Here is a 16,252-nt window from a genome sequence, read left to right on the forward strand (position 1 = left end):
CTCTCTTGCAGGCAGTGTGCTGGCGAAGAAAAGTCCTTTTGTGGCAATGGCTTAGTCCATTCCCACACTTCCTGGGAGTTTTACTCGTTTCGAGCCGGGTGCCACCATTGGCGTTTCGCCGCGGCGAGCACAAGCATCAACCGCGGACAAGGCCCCGTAGTCCAGTTTTTAGTTGGTTCGCAGACTTCTCGGGAGCTGCGCGGAGCAATGAGAAGATTTTCCGCATCATCGAGAGGGTTTCGGTGATGGCCCTTGTCACTGCGGCCTTCCGACACGCTCTATTCCCGGCATGAAGCCTTCCCTCATGTGCGGGGCAAACGTTGCCGCATCGATCCCCAGAACTGCTCCACGGCTGGGTCGCAGTTCCGACCGCAGAAGCAACCCGGACCGGTGCCAGAGCTGGGAATCTCCTAGTTGATGAACACGTCCTGGATCAAACGTGGCCCTTTCGGCGCAGAGCCACGACGCCGGCAAGCATGCTGCCCAACAGAATCAGAGCCCACTCACTCAGTGCAGGCACCGCGGTGGCGGCGACGGAAGTAGCCCTCTCGCAGGCACGCCACCACGGCGTACTGCCTGTAGCAACGTCCCATGCCGGACTTTCAACGTAAGGTTTGCTCAAGTTGTTGGCGCACAGGCTCGAGCTGTTGGCAAGCAGCGAGGCCGGGGCGGCAGGTGGGTTGCCCGTCAGCCGGTTATTCCCCACCGTGAAGGCCGTCAGATTCAAGCCTGTGAGGTCAGGTATGGAGCCTGTGAGTTGGTTGTTGTGTGCCCAGAAAAGCGTCAGGCTGTTCAACCCTGCCAGCGAAGGCAATGAGCCCGTGAGGCCGTTGTGGTTGACACGGAAGGTTTCGAGGTTGGTCAACGCAGCAAGCGATGGGATCGTGCCGGTCAGGCCAGGGCCATTGGCGGCAACAGAAAAGTTTCGCAGCGTGGTCAAGCTCGCCAGATCGGGGGGAAGGCTGGTGACATTGCTGCTGCCGTCGCCGTTGGTGCTAAAGGCGATGAAGCCGCGCAGTTCGGTCAGCCCCCCAAGCGCAGGCAATGGGCCACTGAGCTTGTTGTCGGGGAGGCGGATGGCGACGACATGATCATAGGTGCCGTCGTTCAAGCCGCAGGTGATGCCAAACCATGAACCAGGACCGTTACCTGTGCACACGGTGGAGCCAGGGTTATCCCAGCCAGTCTTGGCAACCCAGCCAGGGCCGTTGGTACTTGCGTAGAGGGCGTCGAGCACAGCACGCTCGGAAGCGGGAATGTCAGCCAAGGCGGGTGACAGGCTAACGGTCAGCAGCAATGCAGCAACGGCTTGTAATTTGGAAGACCACGACATGAAAAACCCTCTAATTCAGGAATGAAATAAGCGCTTCGCGCAGAACCAAGTCAAGCTCTGAGCTGGTCGGCTTGCATCAACATGTTACGAACAGCAGGTCTTGCGCGCATCACCCAGTTGGGTGATGCGGTCAGCGCGCAGCAGCGGGCGTGGAGCGAGAGCCGTCGCCGTCCAGCATCAACCCCATCCGGCTGGCCGCCACGATCGCCTGGGTGCGTGTGGTGACGTCCAGACCGCGCAGCACGGCGCTGACATGGGTCTTGGCAGTGTTTTGGCTCAGACCCAGCTCAAGCGCGATCAGCTTCATCGGCTTGCCCTCCAGGATAAGCCGCAACACCTGAGTCTGGCGGGGCGTAAGCCCCAGTTCGGCGGGCGTCGTGCGCGGCTGCACCGGTATCGCCAGCGCCACGCCTGCGAGGCTGAGCGGCGGCACATAGATCCCGTGCGCCAGCACAGTGCGCAAAGCCTCGAACATCTGATGTGACGAAGCCGACTTGGGAATAAAACCCATCGCGCCCAGCTGGATCGAACGCACGATGGTCACCTGGTCCTCCAGCGATGACATCATCACCAGCGGCACACCGGGATGCCGCTCGCGCACCTCCTCCAAAGCCTGCAGGCCATGCGTGCCCGGCAGAATGACGTCGAGCAGGATCAGCTCGATGTCTGCGCTGGCCTCAAGGGCGACCAGCGCCTCGCGGACGTTGGCTGCGTGACAGACCTGGACCGCCGGGTCCAGCTCCTTGAGCAGCAGCGCTACGCCGTCGCGAAACAGCGCGTGATCATCGACCAGCAGAATCTTCATGGTCCGAGTCTGCACCGGATTTCACCAAACCGCATCCCCCGCTTGGGTGATCTGCCAGCGCCGCCTCAATGGCGGCCAACAGCCGCTCGGCGCCAACCGGCTTGTGCAGCAGTGGCAGGCCCGCGTCAGCCACACGCCGCAGGTCGGCGGCAGCGATGTCGCCGGTGACGATGATCGCGGGTACGGCCTGGCCGATGTGCGCGCGCAGTTGTCCAACGGCGGCCAGCCCGTTTTCACCCTGGCGCAGCCGGTAGTCGCACAGGATCAGGTCAGGGTCGCGCAAGTGCTCGCCCAGGAGCGCCACGCATTGTTCGGCCGATGCGGCAGTGACCACGTGCGCGCCCCAGCTGTTGCACAGCGCCTGCATGGCCCGGCGCGTATCGGCCTCATCATCTATGACTGCGATGAATGCCCCCGCAATGTGCTCTGGGCGCGCCAAGCCTTGTGGCCGAGGCAGCACCACCGGGAGTGCCTCGGCCAGGGGCAGCAAGATCGAAAAACAGGTGCCACGACCCGGGACCGAGCGAACTGTGAAGGGATGCCTCAGCAGAGCAAGTGTGCGCTTGACGATGGCCAGGCCGAGCCCGAGCCCCTTGTCGCGGTCGCGCTCCGGATTGTCGACCTGGAAGAACTCCTCGAAGACGTGCGGCAGTTGGGCCGGCGCAATGCCAATGCCGGTGTCCCACACCTGCAGCTCAACGCCGTCCTTGCGCCGCCGGCATCCAACCAGAACCTTGCCGCGCTCGGTATAGCGGATTGCGTTAGACACCAGGTTGTTCAACACCCGCTCCAGCATCGCCGCATCGGTGCGCACAGCACAGCGCGAGGGCACCACAGCCAGCCGCAGCTGCTTACGCGCCGCTTGCGGCTGGTGGCTGGCAGCCACCCGATGCAGCAACTCGGCCAGGGCATGATCGCCCAGCGCTGGCCGAGACATGCCTGCATCGAGCTTGGAGATATCTAGCAGACCAACGAACAAAGCCTCCATGGCAGCGACCGACACCTGGATATGCTCCACCAACGTGCTCACATCTGCCGTGACAGGCTGCCTGCGCAGCACCCCCACCAGCAGGCTGATGGTGTGCAGGGGCTGGCGCAGGTCGTGGCTGGCCGAGGCCAGAAAGCGGGTCTTCGCCTGGTTCGCCTGTTCGGCTTCCTCGCGTTTGGCCACCAGTTCGTGTGTGCGCTCAGCCACTCGGGTTTCCAGCAGCTGATACGAATCGCCCAAGCGCTCGGCCATCTGGTTGAAGCGGGCCGCAAGCTGACCCAGCTCGTCGCCGCGCGCCAGGGCGATGCGGTGATCAAGATGGCCTTCACCAATGCGGTCAGCACCTTCAGCAAGCTGCTGGATCGGTCGCACCACCCGGCGCGCCAGCACGATGCCGACGGCCGAGCCCGCGACGACGGCAAGCGCCAGGATCAACAGCGTGGCAAACAGGGCACGGCGCACCGGCGCATACGCCTCGTCGCGCGGCTGCTCAGTGATCAGCCGCCAGCCGGGAACGCTCAGCGTGGCAGCGCGGGCAACCATCGCGCGGCCCTCGGGCGTTTTGAACTCGATCAGTCCATGATCGCTGCCCGCAAGGCCATCAGCGAGCGCTGCGCGCACCGGCGGGCGCGCAGCGCCATCAGGGCGAGCCAGCACTTGCAAGAAATCGGGGTGCGCCAACAGGTGCCCTTCGCCATCGATCACATAAGCAACACCCTCGCGGCCAAAGCGCGTTTCACCAATGCTCTCGCGCAATTGCGCCAGATCAAGCTGCGCGGCGAGCACCCCGCTCTCCGGGACCTTGCCGCGCAGCGCCATAACCACGCGTGGCTGGTTGACGATGAAGGTCGTGGGGCCGAACCAGGGGGCTGCGGCGCGAGCGTGTACAAACTCGGGCGACTGACTGCGGTCTTCGCCCAGACCAATGCGGTCTGGTGCCATGCGCGAGATGCGCACGCGCTCGCGACCCTCGCCGTCGATCCAGTAGAGCGACTCGATAGCCAAAGATTGCTTCATCAGGCGGTACAACTCGAGCTGAACATCAACGTCCACATCGCCAATATGGCCCGAATCCATCAGCGACAGGCTGGAGCGCAGCAAGGCACCAGCCTCTCCGAAGAAGCGCTCAATGCGAACCGATGCCTGCGTGGCTTCAAGGGCTTGCAGAGCCTGCAGGGCCACACGTGTCTCGCGTTGGATCAGCCACAGCTGCGCACTGCCGCTGGCCAGAATGACCAGCGTGACCAGCCCGGCCACCCAAAGGGCATAGCTGCGCCACAGGCGGTGCCTGGGCAAGCGCATCAGGGCGCTTTCCCGCTAACGCTCCCCGGCGTGCTAGCGACTTGCGGCCTGATCAGGCGGACGGCGCGCGCAATCATCGCAGGAGGTAGTTGTACGCCCATCTGTTCGGCTGTGTCGAGGTTGATGCTCAGCCCCGCTTCATACAGCTCCTGGACTGGCAACTCGGCCACCGCGCGGCCGCGCAGCACTTGATCGACATACTGTGCCGCGCGGCCGCAGAAATCAATGCGCCCGATGACGCCATAGCTGAGCAAGCCTCCGACGCGGTTGCTGAACCAGGCGTGATGCGAGATCGCGGGTAACCGCAACCGCAGCGACTGGCGCGCATGCTCGGCCAGCATCCCCGGCGAGTCGGGCCGGATCATGACGGCATCGACCTTGAGCCGAGCCAACTCCTCCCAAGCACCGGCAACGCCGGCCTCGCCCGAAAAATGCACCCGGAACAGTTTGGCGCCAGCGCGTCGTACCATGTCCTGGACAGGCCCAAGCCCGCCCTCCCCCGCTTTGGCATGCAGAGGGTTTCCGCTATTTTCGATCTGACCGATACGGCGTGCGCCGGGGAAAGCTTGCAGCAGCACTTCCAGTGGCTTGATGCCATGCTGGCCCGTCAGGCTCAGCACCACACCCGTCACATTGGCCAGTGGACGCGCCTGCGCATCAACGACCCCGTCCAGGTTGCCAGGGCCGATGACAATGATGGGCAAAGTCTTCGTGGCCTGCATCAGAGCTTCGGTTGGTGCGACCGTAGTGCTCAGCAGCACATCTGGGCGGCGCGCCACCAATGCCTGCGCCAGTGGTGCAAGGCGCGCCGGATCGTGGCCCGCGTCGTTCCATTCGATCTTCACTTGCTTGTCAAACGACCAGCCGGCCACTTCCAAAGCAGCGCGCAGCTCGTCCATGCAACGCCTCTCCGGATCGCTCGGCCCGCCCCCCAGGTAGGCGATGACGCGGGGGGTGGCCGTGGTCTGCGCCAAGAGGGGTTGACCGCCCATCAGCAGGACTGCGCCCGCGCACACGGCGACGGTAGAAGAGAGGAGCTTTGACGGGATAAGGGGCATGTGATGACTTGGATGCAACTAAGCCGGGTGCGACAGAGTCATTATGCGATGGAGCTCTCGATATGCAACATTTAGTTTCAGAAGAGACGCGCTTGCGAAAACGTATTTCTGCCTCCCGTGGTGGTGGGAATCTGATCTGCACTAGCACCGCATGAGGGCCGCAAGCCTCCGCCACTCGATTCAGGTCGGCCCACAGCCGTACAGCTCGCGTACTCGTCGCGCAAAGGTATTTAAGGCGTCTTTCTGGCCACAAAAAACCCCAGGCTCGGACGCAAGTCCAAACCTGGGGTCAGGTCCGCGCAAACGGTCAGGCCGCTCGCGCGCAAGCCGAGCTTGAACCTGTCAACCCATGTGCAGGCCGCCGTTGCAGGAGAAGTCCGCACCGGTGGTGAAGCCAGAATCTTCGCTGGCCAGCCAGGCGACGATAGAGCCAATTTCCTCGGGCGTGCCCAGGCGCTTGACGGGAATGGTGGCAACAATCTTTTCCAGCACGTCTGGGCGGATAGCCTTGACCATGTCGGTTCCGATGTAGCCAGGGCTCACGGTATTCACCGTGACGCCCTTGTTCGCCATTTCCTGTGCCAGAGCCATGGTGAAACCGTGCATGCCTGCCTTGGCAGCAGAGTAGTTTGTCTGCCCAGACTGACCCTTCTCTCCGTTCACGGAGCTGATCTGGATGATTCGGCCCCAGCCACCTTCGACCATGTCGGGCACCACTTGTTTAGTGACGTTGAACATGGAGTTCAGGTTGGTGTCGATCACCGCGTCCCAGTCTTCACGGGTCATCTTCAAGAACATGCGGTCACGCGTAATACCCGCGTTGTTGACCAGCACCTCGATAGGACCATGTTCGGCTTTGGCCTTGGTGAACGCATCCGCAGTGGATTGCCAGTCACTGACATTGCCGACGCTGGCATAGAACTCATAACCCAGAGCCTTCTGCTCATCGAGCCATTTCTTGAAATCGCGTGTAGGGCCGCAGCCAGCGATAACGGTCATGCCCTCTTTGTGCAAGCGCTGGCAAATGGCGGTCCCAATACCACCCATACCACCCGTTACGTATGCGACTCTTTTACCCATCATTTGTCTCCTTAATCAATCAAAAAATAGTTAACCAACTTCACGGATACCCGCAACCAGCCGCCGTCTCCGGCCAGACCGCTGCGAGCTCCTGTTGCGCAGTTGCAGCCAATGGCTTATCGCTCAAGAGCCAGCGCCACACCCATGCCACCACCAATGCACAGACCCGCCACGCCTTTCTTGGCGCCACTGCGCTGCATCTCGTGCAGCAAGGTCACGAGAATCCGGCAACCGCTGGCACCGATGGGGTGCCCGATGGCAATGGCGCCACCGTTGACGTTCACTTTGGCGGGGTCCACACCCAATAGCTTGTTCACCGCACATGCTTGTGCAGCGAAGGCTTCATTGAGTTCGAACAGATCGACATCGCCCACATTCCAACCAGCGCGCGAAAGTGCCTTCTGAGTGGCACCTACGGGGCCCAACCCCATGGTGGCGGGGTCCAGGCCGACGGTGGCGTAGCTGGCGATGCGTGCCAAAGGGGTCAAACCCAAGGCCGCAGCCTTCTTGGCGGTCATGACGACCACTGCGGCCGCACCGTCATTGATGCCGCTGGCATTGCCTGCTGTGACCGTGCCTGCCTTGTCAAAGGCTGGGCGCAAACCGGCCAGGGCTTCCGCGCTGGTCTTGGTGTTGATGTACTCATCGGATTCAAACAGCACGGGGTCACCCTTGCGCTGAGGAATACTCACGGGGACGATCTCGTCCTTGAACTTTCCTGCGGCCTGCGCGGCAGCCGCTTTTTTCTGGCTTCCGAGGGCCAGCTCATCTTGCTGGTCGCGCGTAATGCCTTCCTGCTTGGCCACGTTCTCGGCGGTGATACCCATGTGGTACTGGTTGTACACGTCCCACAGGCCGTCGACGATCATGGAATCGATCATCTTCCAGTCGCCCATGCGTTGGCCGTCACGGCTTCCCAGCAGGACGTGCGGGCTCGCGCTCATGTTCTCCTGGCCGCCCGCGACCACGATTTCGCTGTCGCCTGTCACTACGGCCTGGTGCGCGAGCATGACCGCTTTCAAGCCGGAGCCGCAAACCGCGTTGATGGTCAGCCCAGGAGTGGCTTTGGCGATACCAGCCTTGATCAGCGCCTGACGCGCAGGATTCTGGCCGGCGCCAGCTGCGAGCACCTGGCCCATGATGACCTCACCCACCTGATCGAGGCCAAGCTTGGCTCGCTCAAGCGCAGCTTTGATTGCAATGCTGCCCAGTTCGGTCGCAGACACTTTGGCCAGAGAGCCACCAAACTTGCCAACGCCAGTACGCGCGGCTGAAACAATCACAATATCTTCCACTTAGATCTCTCCTTTTGAAATCGGATAGGGCAAGTACCAGAACGTCCAAACGTTCTCAGGACCTTGCCTTCACATAACGCCCCGGTGCGGGTTCACTCGCCTTGTATTTGCCAGCTTTGCCGTACGCTTTGGGGGCAACGATCTGTTTGCCCGCGTGACCTTTAAGCCAGGCCGCCCAATCTGTCCACCAACTGCCGGGCACTTCCTTCGCACCGGCCATCCATTCTTCCGCTGTCTTTGGAAATTTTCCATCGTCGCGCACCCAGTGGCTGCGCTTCTTGGCTGCAGGTGGGTTGATGACGCCCGCAATATGCCCAGACGCGCCCATCATGAAGCGCTTCTTGCCTGGAATCACCTGTGTAGACGCATAGGCACCACCAATGGGAACAATGTGGTCCTCACGCGAGCCGTAGATATAGAACGGCATGTCCAGCTTACGCAAATCAATCTTCTCTCCCGCGACCGTGCACTTGCCTGGTTTGACAAGGTTGTTTTCCAGATAAGTATTGCGCAAATACCATGCATAAAACGGGCCAGGAAGATTGGTCGAATCGCTGTTCCAGTAAAGCAGGTCAAACGGTGGAGGTGTCTCGCCTTTCAGATAATTGCCGACCACATAGTTCCAGACCAGGTCATTGGGTCTGAGGAAACTGAACGTGGAGGCCAGGTCCTGGCCCTTGAGCATGCCCCCCTGCCCCATCTGCATCTCGCGAAACTTCACCATCTCTTCATCGATGAACACATCGAGGATGCCGGTATCGGAAAAATCAACCAGCGTGGTCAGCAAGGTTGCAGAAGCAACCGGCTTTTCCCCCCGCGCTGCCAACACCGCAAGGGCGCTCGTCAGAATGGTCCCACCGACGCAAAAACCCAGCGCATTGATCTGCGGTGCGCCCGTGATGTCCTGCACCGTGTGAATGGCCTTGATAGCGGCATCGTCGATGTAGTCGTCCCAGGTTTTTTCAGCCATGGACTGATCAGGGTTCCGCCAACTTACGACAAAGGTCCGGTGCCCCTGACTCACCGCATAACGAATGAGCGAGTTCTCTGGTTGAAGATCGAGAATGTAGAACTTGTTGATGCAAGGCGGCACCAGCAGGAACGGGCGCTCAAAGATCTTGGGGGTGAGAGGTTTGTATTCGATGAGCTGGAAAAACTCATTCTCGAACACCACCGCGCCTTCGGAAGTCGCCACGTTGCGGCCGACCTCGAAGAGGCTCTCATCCGTCATGGACATATGGCCCTGCTTCATGTCGTTCAACATGTTCTTCAGACCCATGGCCAAGCTTTCGCCTTTGGTCTCTACGGCTTTTTGCTGAGCTTCAGCATTCAAGGCCAGGTAATTGCTGGGAGCGGATGCAGCCATCCATTGCTCGACCGCAAAGCGCAATCGATTCTTGGTCTTGGCATCGCCTTCAGCGGCGTCGGCCATCGCCAGCAAGGTGCGGGCGTTGAGCAGATACACAGCCGCCGTGAACGAAGCGAGCGGATTGTTGCTCCAGGCTTCGGCTTTGAAGCGGCGATCCTTTAGCGGCTGGCTGGATTGCAGGGACTGGTTCCACAGCTGAGCAGCCTCCTTGATGTACTCCGCCTGAAGCTGCTGCAGCTTTTCAGGTGAGAACTTGAGCGCTTGCGCTTCAATGGACGGCGCGTGTCCTGCGAGCTGGCCTACGTCGATATTCTGGAACGCCTGAAAGGCCTTGGTCCAGCCTTCAGTAAAACCCTGCCCAAGAGACTGGTTCATGGCCGTTGGAAAAATATCGGCCATCCCAGGCCACAGACCGCCGGCGGGGTTTTGAATCATCGAATCTTTCTCCTTACTTGCAGACGCGGGGCTTTGACGAAAGTATCAGTCGCCTTCGTGACTACCGCCTGACAGCATCAATATACGCTGAGATTGGGGCGTCTTCAGGCTGCGGCCTCTCAGGACATACCACTAGGTAGCCACCTTCGCACGCGGTCCCGTTTACATCAAGCAAAGAGTTTCATGAAAATTCACTTCTTTGGTGCATTTTGCTCGGCGGGCCTCTCAATTTTTCGGGGTGGGCTCCCAACTGGCAATTCCGCGCCCTTCCTGATCGGCCAAGCCCACCAACAAGGCGCGTCCATCAGACAGCACTCGGAATTCACCGAACCGCGCCTGCTCAAACCGGGCTCCCTGGCCTTCTGCAAAGAAGTAGGCATCCGTCACCAGCACCCAATCCCCCTTGAGTTGGCGCAGCGGCAATCGGATCTCCCCCTCTGCCAAAGTCTCACCCGAGCCATCCAGACGAACAAGTTCTGCCTCTGCACGTGTGTTCAGGCGGGCAATCACAACGGCATGTTTGGACAGACGATAGCTCGCCGATTCATTCAACGTTTCCAACATTTTTGGCGGAATCGAAAATCGCAATTGCATGTAGTCGCCCTGCATGAGTGAGCGAGGGTCTACCGGCGCCAGCGGAACCAATATGCGCTGTCCATGAGCTATGACTTGCTCCTTGCGCCAGACATCTGCATTGGCCAATCCCAGAGCAAGTACGCCTCCCACGAGAATCCATCCCAGTTGCCGCTTGGAACGCGGTGCCGTAGCCTCCTTGGAATGCTTGCGCGAGCGCGGCCCCCATTGCAATACGAACACGCCCAACGCCAGAGCCCCCCCCATCACGGCCAACCCCAACGCCTTGGTCACCAGCGGCCAGGCCAGGCTGTAATAAAAATTGGACAACAACGCCAGCGCCACCACCGCCGCTGCAATCACCAATCGCCAGCGCGAAGTGGCTGCCGCCACGGCAGCCACCAAGGCCACCATACCGAGAGCAGGACTGAACCAACTTGCTGCAGCCATCACCACAAAGCTCAGGGCCAACAAGGTATCACTGTGCTGAACCGCAGAGCCCATGTGCGGGCGTCCGCTGCGCCAACGCCGAACCAAGGCGAATCCGCTTGCAAGCGTGATGATGACGGCCACAGAACGTGAAACTCCGTCTATCCAAGTCGTCGAGCCATCGCCCCAGACATTGCCGACGAAGCCTAGAAACAGCGCAGGGAAGACGCTCAAGAACAGCGCATTCGCCAAGATTCCAATGGCGAATCCGTCGGCCAGCGCGGCGAGACGTCCTGCATCGGGCTGGCCTAAGAATTTCTCCTCGCGCCAACTCCACCAAGCCCAAATCACGGTCAAGCACATCAAGCCTAAAGGCCACCAAGTCACCCACCATTCGTCATGGGCTCCCACCGTTTGAAGGCTCAGCAACAGTACGGCGAACAAGGCAGGCACCAAGACGAACCCTATGAGCCTGTTAACCCATAGAGCACGAGTCAGGGCGGCGCTACCCAGCAGAGACACCACCAGAAAGACGCCTGCAGCAAGCATAGCGCCGGCTCCGCCGTCGGTATCGTCCATCCAGCGCCACAACATGATGGTTGCGCCCAAGCCCCACCACACGATCGCTAGGCAAATAGCAAAAATATGGCGGGTACGGCGCAGGCACAACATGGCTGCCCCCATGCTGAGCGCTCCCACCACATAGCCTGCGGCCGTCTCGGAAAGCACGTTTCCCAAGCCGAAGCCAAGAAAAATCAACAAGGGTACGCTGCACGCCAGGGCACCAAGAAGCACTAGCGCAATCAACAGAGGAGAGGGTTCTGCATCGCCCGGGCCCACGCCCCAGTTCTCCGGAAGCCACCCTCGCGCTTGCGCCTGTTCAATCCATGGGCGATCTGTGCTCATGCCATTTCTCCATCAACCCAGCTCTGCTGCTGACGCATTAACCAGCTTGCACTGAGGCCCAGACAGACGAGGCCGAGTAAACCCAGCACCAGCAGTCCACCAATCTCGGTATCGTTGGCAAACAAGAGGCGTGCGGCCAATGCCATGATCAGCACGTTGGCTGCCAACAATGCCAACGCCAGGGTTGGCAGGTCTCGCCAGCGGCTGCGCAAGCTCATCCAAATCACACCCGCGACCAGCAGGGCCGCCAATGGCCACGCGAAGGAGATGGACTCGGACATGAACAGCCCTGCCAGACCAAGCCCTGTCCAGGCGCTGAGGGTCAAGCCCAGCGCAAGCCGATGAGACCAGCGCCCCACCCCGCCAGGCAAGCGCAACCACCTGACATGGGCAACGGCCAGTGGCAGCAGCCCCAGCACCAGCCACGCCATAAACGTCACGGACAACTCGACGCCGTGGGGCTCGGCGGAATCGAACCAACTCACCAATCCAAGTGGTCCAGTCCAGAGACTGAGCGCCAAGGCGGCGACAGCCACCCACGGTGTCCATAGAAGGTCGCTGCGTGTACCCAGAACCCAGGGCAGCGAAAGCGCGGCCCATGCGGCAAACAACTGCCAGGCGTCAGCGCCAGTTTGATAGGTCTGGCCGATAAAAGCCAGCAAGCCCCCCAGGGCGAGGAAAGCCCCCACGAGACAGGCTTCGCGAGCGCGCGGCAAAACGCAGGCGGCCACCAGCGTCGCCAGCAAGCAGCTTTCAACCACCGCAAGCCTCGCCCCCCGCGACAACTCCTGCCAATTGGCGGCTATCCAGAAGATCAGGCCGGAACCACCCAACAACGCGGCCACGATCAATAGACCACGCCTCAAATTCCTCGTCAGAGTTTCCTCACCGGGAGGCAGCGTCGCTCCGGCATAAAGCAGCTTGCGCCAGTCGGCGTCATGGGCTGTGCCTGAAGATTGAATGAGCTCAGCAGCCCGATAAAGCTTGGTATTCATGATTTGAAGGACTCAGATTTCTCTGGGGTTATCCCTTATGGCACTGGACAAAGATGTGGATAACCCATGGCAAACGCTGTATGGCATATCCAAGTGGTTGATCTATAAGGTGCGCTTTTGAACTGATTAAATATTAAGCAAAAGGGCAACTATCCACAGTTGAGCAGAGTCGGGCCGCCTCGATCAGGCTCGCCAGATGCAGGCCGCCATGCGACCCGTACCGCCCAGTACAGACTGATCGCGGCGGTAGGAGAAGAAGCGGCCTGAGTCCGTGACGGTGCACCAGTTGCTGGAGCCATCGTTGCCGTAAACCCGCGTCACCCCGTCGGCCTTCAGGCGTCGACGGGCCAAGCCCTGAAGGTTGGCGAGATATTTGTTTGCATGGGTACTCACGAAACACGCTTGCGCACCCGGATCATCCCGGACAAAAGCATCTTTCACCTCGGCCCCGACCTCAAAGGCCTCAGGGCCTATGCACGGGCCCAGCCAGGCCATTAATTCAATGGGGTCCTGATGCGCCAGGTGATGAGGAACCGCCGAGGCCGCCATTTTCCGGAGCGCGCGCGCCGTGTGCTCCAGCACCCCAGCCGCCAGACCCCGCCAACCCGCATGGGCGGCCCCCACCACGGCCCCCGTTGCGTCTGTGAATAAAACCGGAAGACAGTCTGCAACCATGACCGTGCAAGCTACGCGGGGATGGGCGCAAATGGCACCGTCTGCCACCGTGCCATGCTCCGTGGTCGTATCCAGAGAGGCCACCGTGACACCGTGCACCTGATTCAAGAAAACGGCTTGCGCTTTCAGGCTGTGCTGTAGTGCGGCGCGGTTGGCCGCCACATGAAGGGCATCATCGCCGACATGATCGCCCAAGTTAAAGCGATCCCAAGGGCTCTGGGATGCGCCCTCGGCTCCGGCCTGGCCATTGCGAGTCGTGAACACCGCCTGGACACCCGCAGGCGCAGGCCAATCAGGCACGATCCAATCAGAATTTTTCGGCATCAAGCCTCGAAGTCCGGACATGCCGAAGGCTGTGCTTTCTGAAAAGCTTCCAGCTTCATGCAGGTCTGGAAAACCGCCATGGTCCGATCCAGGCCGCTGAGATCACAATCAAAACGCTGGGCATTGAAAATCTGAGGGATCAGGCAACAATCGGCCAGAGAAGGCGTTTCCCCGTGGCTGTAGGTGGAACTCGGCGCAGCGGCCAGATGCGCTTCAAACGCGTTCAGTCCGGTGCGAACCCAATGCTTGTACCAATTGTTCTTGGCGTCGTCGCTCACACCAAGGTCTTTGACGAGGTACTTGAGCACCCGCAAATTGTTGAGAGGGTGAACTTCGCAGGCGATGATCTGCGACAGAGCCCTCACACGGGCCCGGCCCAGCGAATCGGCTGGCAACAGCGGGGGCTCCGGGTGTGTCTCATCCAGGTATTCGATGATGGCCATGGACTGGGTCAAGCGCCTGCCGTGGTCCGTTTCCAGCACGGGCAACAGTTGCTCGGACGTCAGGGCGGCGAATTCTGGTGTTTTCTGCTCGCTCTTATTCAGGTGAACGGGTATGTAGTCATACGCCAAACTCTTCAAATTAAGCGCGATGCGCACGCGAAACGAGGCAGAAGAGCGAAAGTAGCTGTAGAGTTTCATGGTCCAAAGGATACAACGCCTGAAGGCATTTCATACCACCAAAAGGGAGAACTCCTTGATTCTTGAAATTGCAGATATCCGCATCAACCCAGGCCGACAGGCTGAATTCGAGCCCGAGCTTCAACGGGCCATTGCTACCGTGATCTCAAAGGCCAAAGGTTTCAAGGGTGCCACGGTCCGGCGCAGCATCGAATCGCCAGAGCGCTACGTGCTGCAAGTGCAGTGGGAAACCCTGGAAGACCACACCAAGGGCTTTCGTGAATCTCCTCTTTTCGGAGAATGGCGCGCCATCATCGGGCCGTTTTTCGCGGCGGCTCCGAACGTAGAGCACTTCCAGGAGTTTTGAATATCCCTCGGGCCTTGTGAACCTTGGCCCGGACAATGCAATCTGCGGCGTGGTCATTGACAATGCCTGCCGCTTGCATGAAGGCATACATCGTGGTCGGCCCGACAAACTTCCAGCCGAGCTTCTTCAGATCCTTGGAGAGCTGAATCGACTGTGCCGAAGTGGATATGGCCTGCGGCAGCATGGCCTCCGGCTCCGTGGACTCATAGCTCCAGAAGAACGCCGCCAGAGAACCTTCGCGGCCTATCATCTCCCGGGCACACCGGGCGTTCTGAATAACCGCTTCGATCTTGCCGCGGTGGCGAACAATACCAGCGTCTGCGAGCAGTCTTTGCACGTCGTCCTGGGTAAACGTGGCGACGCGATCAACCTCAAAGTTTTCAAAAGCCGCCCGGAAATTCTCGCGCTTGATCAAGATGGTTCGCCAGCTGAGCCCGGATTGAAATCCTTCCAGGCTTAGCTTTTCAAACAGGGTGCGATCGTCTTTGACCGGAAAACCCCACTCCTTGTCGTGATAGGGGAGAAATTCGGATGCCCCAGAACACCAATGACAACGCAACTGGCCATCCGGCCCGGCAATTGAAGTACTCATGCCGCCGTTGTAGCACGGGCAAAAAAAAGCCGCCAGGTCGGCGGCTTTTCTCAAGCTTGCAAAAATAGTCTCATGAGCCAGACTCTTGACCAGAGGGTGAAATCCTGAAAGTCAAGGAGCCAATGAGGTGATCAGTGGATAGACGTGGCCTCAACACCTGACTCAATACCTGGCCGGCGTGCCAATAGGCGTGCCCATGGGGGCGCCCATCGGCTGCTGCTGCACAGGAGCAGCGGCCACCGCGCGCTCCGCAAGGAAGATTTCCACGCGGCGGTTTTGTGCTCGGCCCGCATCCGTGCCATTGTTGGCAATCGGTTCATGGGAACCTCGCCCTTCCGTCCTTACGCGGCGTGAGTCGACTCCGCGAGCAGAGAGATAGTCACGCACGCTATTGGCGCGCTCAACAGACAGCGGGTTGTTGATGGCATCGCTGCCAGTGGAGTCCGTGTGACCAACGATGACGACCTCAGTGTTGGGCTGCGTACCGAGTCCATTGGCGAACTGATCAAGGATGGGACGAAGCGCCGGCTGGATGTCAGCACGCCCCACCGTGAACGAAATATCGTTAGGAATATTCAGCTTGAGCTGGTTGTCCTGAGTTTGAGTCACCTGAACGCCTGTACCAGCGGTAGCGCGCTGCATCTCGGCCTTTTTGTTTTCCATGTAGCGCGACCAGGCATATCCGCCAAGGGCACCCACGCCTGCGCCAATAGCCGCGCCGCCGCCATCACCGATCAGGCCGCCGGCTACAGCGCCGATACCCGCACCTATGCCGGTATTGCGCTGCGTTTCGGTCATATTCGCGCAACCAGTCGCGAACACTGCTGCCGCAGTGACCGAAAGTACCAAGGCACGACTGGAAAAAATAGTGCGTTTCATATCGTTCATCCTTTACTTTAGCTGCGGAACTAGATGATCCGCTCAGCAGTACGTTCAAGACACAGCCACAGACGACGTCTTTTTGCTGCAAGCCTTCAGCGTTCCACGCTCATTGGAACCCAAACCACGGATTCAAGGTGTAGGACGAATTCCAGATTCGATGCTTCAATGCATTCAAATGGGGGCCCGCCACAATAGACACACTCTTGATAGCTTGGAGTTCAGGC

14 protein-coding genes are annotated in these 16,252 nt (G+C 60.1%); 1 reads left to right on the top strand and 13 read right to left on the bottom strand.

All coding sequences use genetic code 11. The annotated features are described in order from the left end of the window. Window positions 1-433: 433 nt before the first annotated feature. The 11 genes from ABIE13_RS23785 to maiA form a co-directional block, all read right to left on the bottom strand. Window positions 434-1,333, bottom strand: a complete 900-nt coding sequence (locus tag ABIE13_RS23785; protein ID WP_354448136.1) for an IPTL-CTERM sorting domain-containing protein — start codon at window positions 1,331-1,333, stop codon at window positions 434-436. Between the two features lie 130 nt (window positions 1,334-1,463). Next, the gene (locus ABIE13_RS23790; protein WP_354448138.1) at window positions 1,464-2,138 is read right to left on the bottom strand and encodes a response regulator transcription factor; all 675 of its coding nucleotides are present in this window, start codon (window positions 2,136-2,138) and stop codon (window positions 1,464-1,466) included. Further along, a complete protein-coding gene (locus tag ABIE13_RS23795; RefSeq protein ID WP_354448140.1) occupies window positions 2,116-4,428 on the bottom strand; it encodes a hybrid sensor histidine kinase/response regulator in 2,313 nt (770 codons plus the stop codon). The genes ABIE13_RS23790 and ABIE13_RS23795 overlap by 23 nt, the downstream gene beginning before the upstream one ends. After that, window positions 4,428-5,486, bottom strand: coding sequence for an ABC transporter substrate-binding protein (locus ABIE13_RS23800; RefSeq protein ID WP_354448142.1), 1,059 nt, complete (start codon window positions 5,484-5,486; stop codon window positions 4,428-4,430). The genes ABIE13_RS23795 and ABIE13_RS23800 overlap by 1 nt, the downstream gene beginning before the upstream one ends. Before the next feature lie 342 nt (window positions 5,487-5,828). Further along, window positions 5,829-6,566 carry an acetoacetyl-CoA reductase gene (phbB, locus tag ABIE13_RS23805; RefSeq protein WP_354448144.1) on the bottom strand — a complete coding sequence of 246 codons (738 nt, stop codon included), beginning with the start codon at window positions 6,564-6,566 and terminating at the stop codon, window positions 5,829-5,831. A gap of 116 nt (window positions 6,567-6,682) precedes the next feature. Continuing rightward, window positions 6,683-7,861 carry an acetyl-CoA C-acetyltransferase gene (locus ABIE13_RS23810; protein WP_354448146.1) on the bottom strand — a complete coding sequence of 393 codons (1,179 nt, stop codon included), beginning with the start codon at window positions 7,859-7,861 and terminating at the stop codon, window positions 6,683-6,685. A gap of 55 nt (window positions 7,862-7,916) precedes the next feature. Then, window positions 7,917-9,665, bottom strand: coding sequence for a PHA/PHB synthase family protein (locus ABIE13_RS23815; RefSeq protein WP_436278471.1), 1,749 nt, complete (start codon window positions 9,663-9,665; stop codon window positions 7,917-7,919). Window positions 9,666-9,890: 225 nt separating this feature from the next. Continuing rightward, window positions 9,891-11,573 carry a GDYXXLXY domain-containing protein gene (locus ABIE13_RS23820; protein ID WP_354448148.1) on the bottom strand — a complete coding sequence of 561 codons (1,683 nt, stop codon included), beginning with the start codon at window positions 11,571-11,573 and terminating at the stop codon, window positions 9,891-9,893. Next, complete coding sequence (locus ABIE13_RS23825; RefSeq protein WP_354448150.1) at window positions 11,570-12,568, bottom strand: DUF2157 domain-containing protein; 999 nt, start codon at window positions 12,566-12,568, stop codon at window positions 11,570-11,572. Before ABIE13_RS23825 ends, ABIE13_RS23820 begins: the two co-directional genes overlap by 4 nt. A 183-nt stretch (window positions 12,569-12,751) precedes the next feature. Beyond that, window positions 12,752-13,567, bottom strand: a complete 816-nt coding sequence (gene pgeF / locus ABIE13_RS23830; RefSeq protein WP_354448152.1) for a peptidoglycan editing factor PgeF — start codon at window positions 13,565-13,567, stop codon at window positions 12,752-12,754. After that, entirely contained in the window at window positions 13,567-14,208 is a 642-nt protein-coding gene (maiA, locus tag ABIE13_RS23835) for a maleylacetoacetate isomerase (protein WP_354448154.1), read from the bottom strand. The genes pgeF and maiA overlap by 1 nt, the downstream gene beginning before the upstream one ends. Before the next feature lie 55 nt (window positions 14,209-14,263). Between maiA and ABIE13_RS23840 the strand changes: the two genes are divergently transcribed. After that, the gene (locus ABIE13_RS23840; protein WP_354448156.1) at window positions 14,264-14,554 is read left to right on the top strand and encodes an antibiotic biosynthesis monooxygenase family protein; all 291 of its coding nucleotides are present in this window, start codon (window positions 14,264-14,266) and stop codon (window positions 14,552-14,554) included. On the opposite strand, the gene ABIE13_RS23845 is transcribed toward ABIE13_RS23840, so the two are convergent. After that, window positions 14,499-15,146, bottom strand: a complete 648-nt coding sequence (locus ABIE13_RS23845; protein ID WP_354448158.1) for a DNA-3-methyladenine glycosylase I — start codon at window positions 15,144-15,146, stop codon at window positions 14,499-14,501. The two genes, ABIE13_RS23840 and ABIE13_RS23845, sit on opposite strands and share 56 nt — an antisense overlap. A 162-nt stretch (window positions 15,147-15,308) precedes the next feature. Beyond that, on the bottom strand, window positions 15,309-16,025 hold the full coding sequence (locus ABIE13_RS23850) for an OmpA family protein (RefSeq protein WP_354448160.1): 717 nt from the start codon (window positions 16,023-16,025) through the stop codon (window positions 15,309-15,311). Between the last annotated feature and the right edge of the window lie 227 nt (window positions 16,026-16,252).

It is taken from the genome of Ottowia thiooxydans, assembly GCF_040548795.1.
Classification (GTDB): Bacteria; Pseudomonadota; Gammaproteobacteria; order Burkholderiales; family Burkholderiaceae_C; genus Ottowia; species Ottowia thiooxydans_A.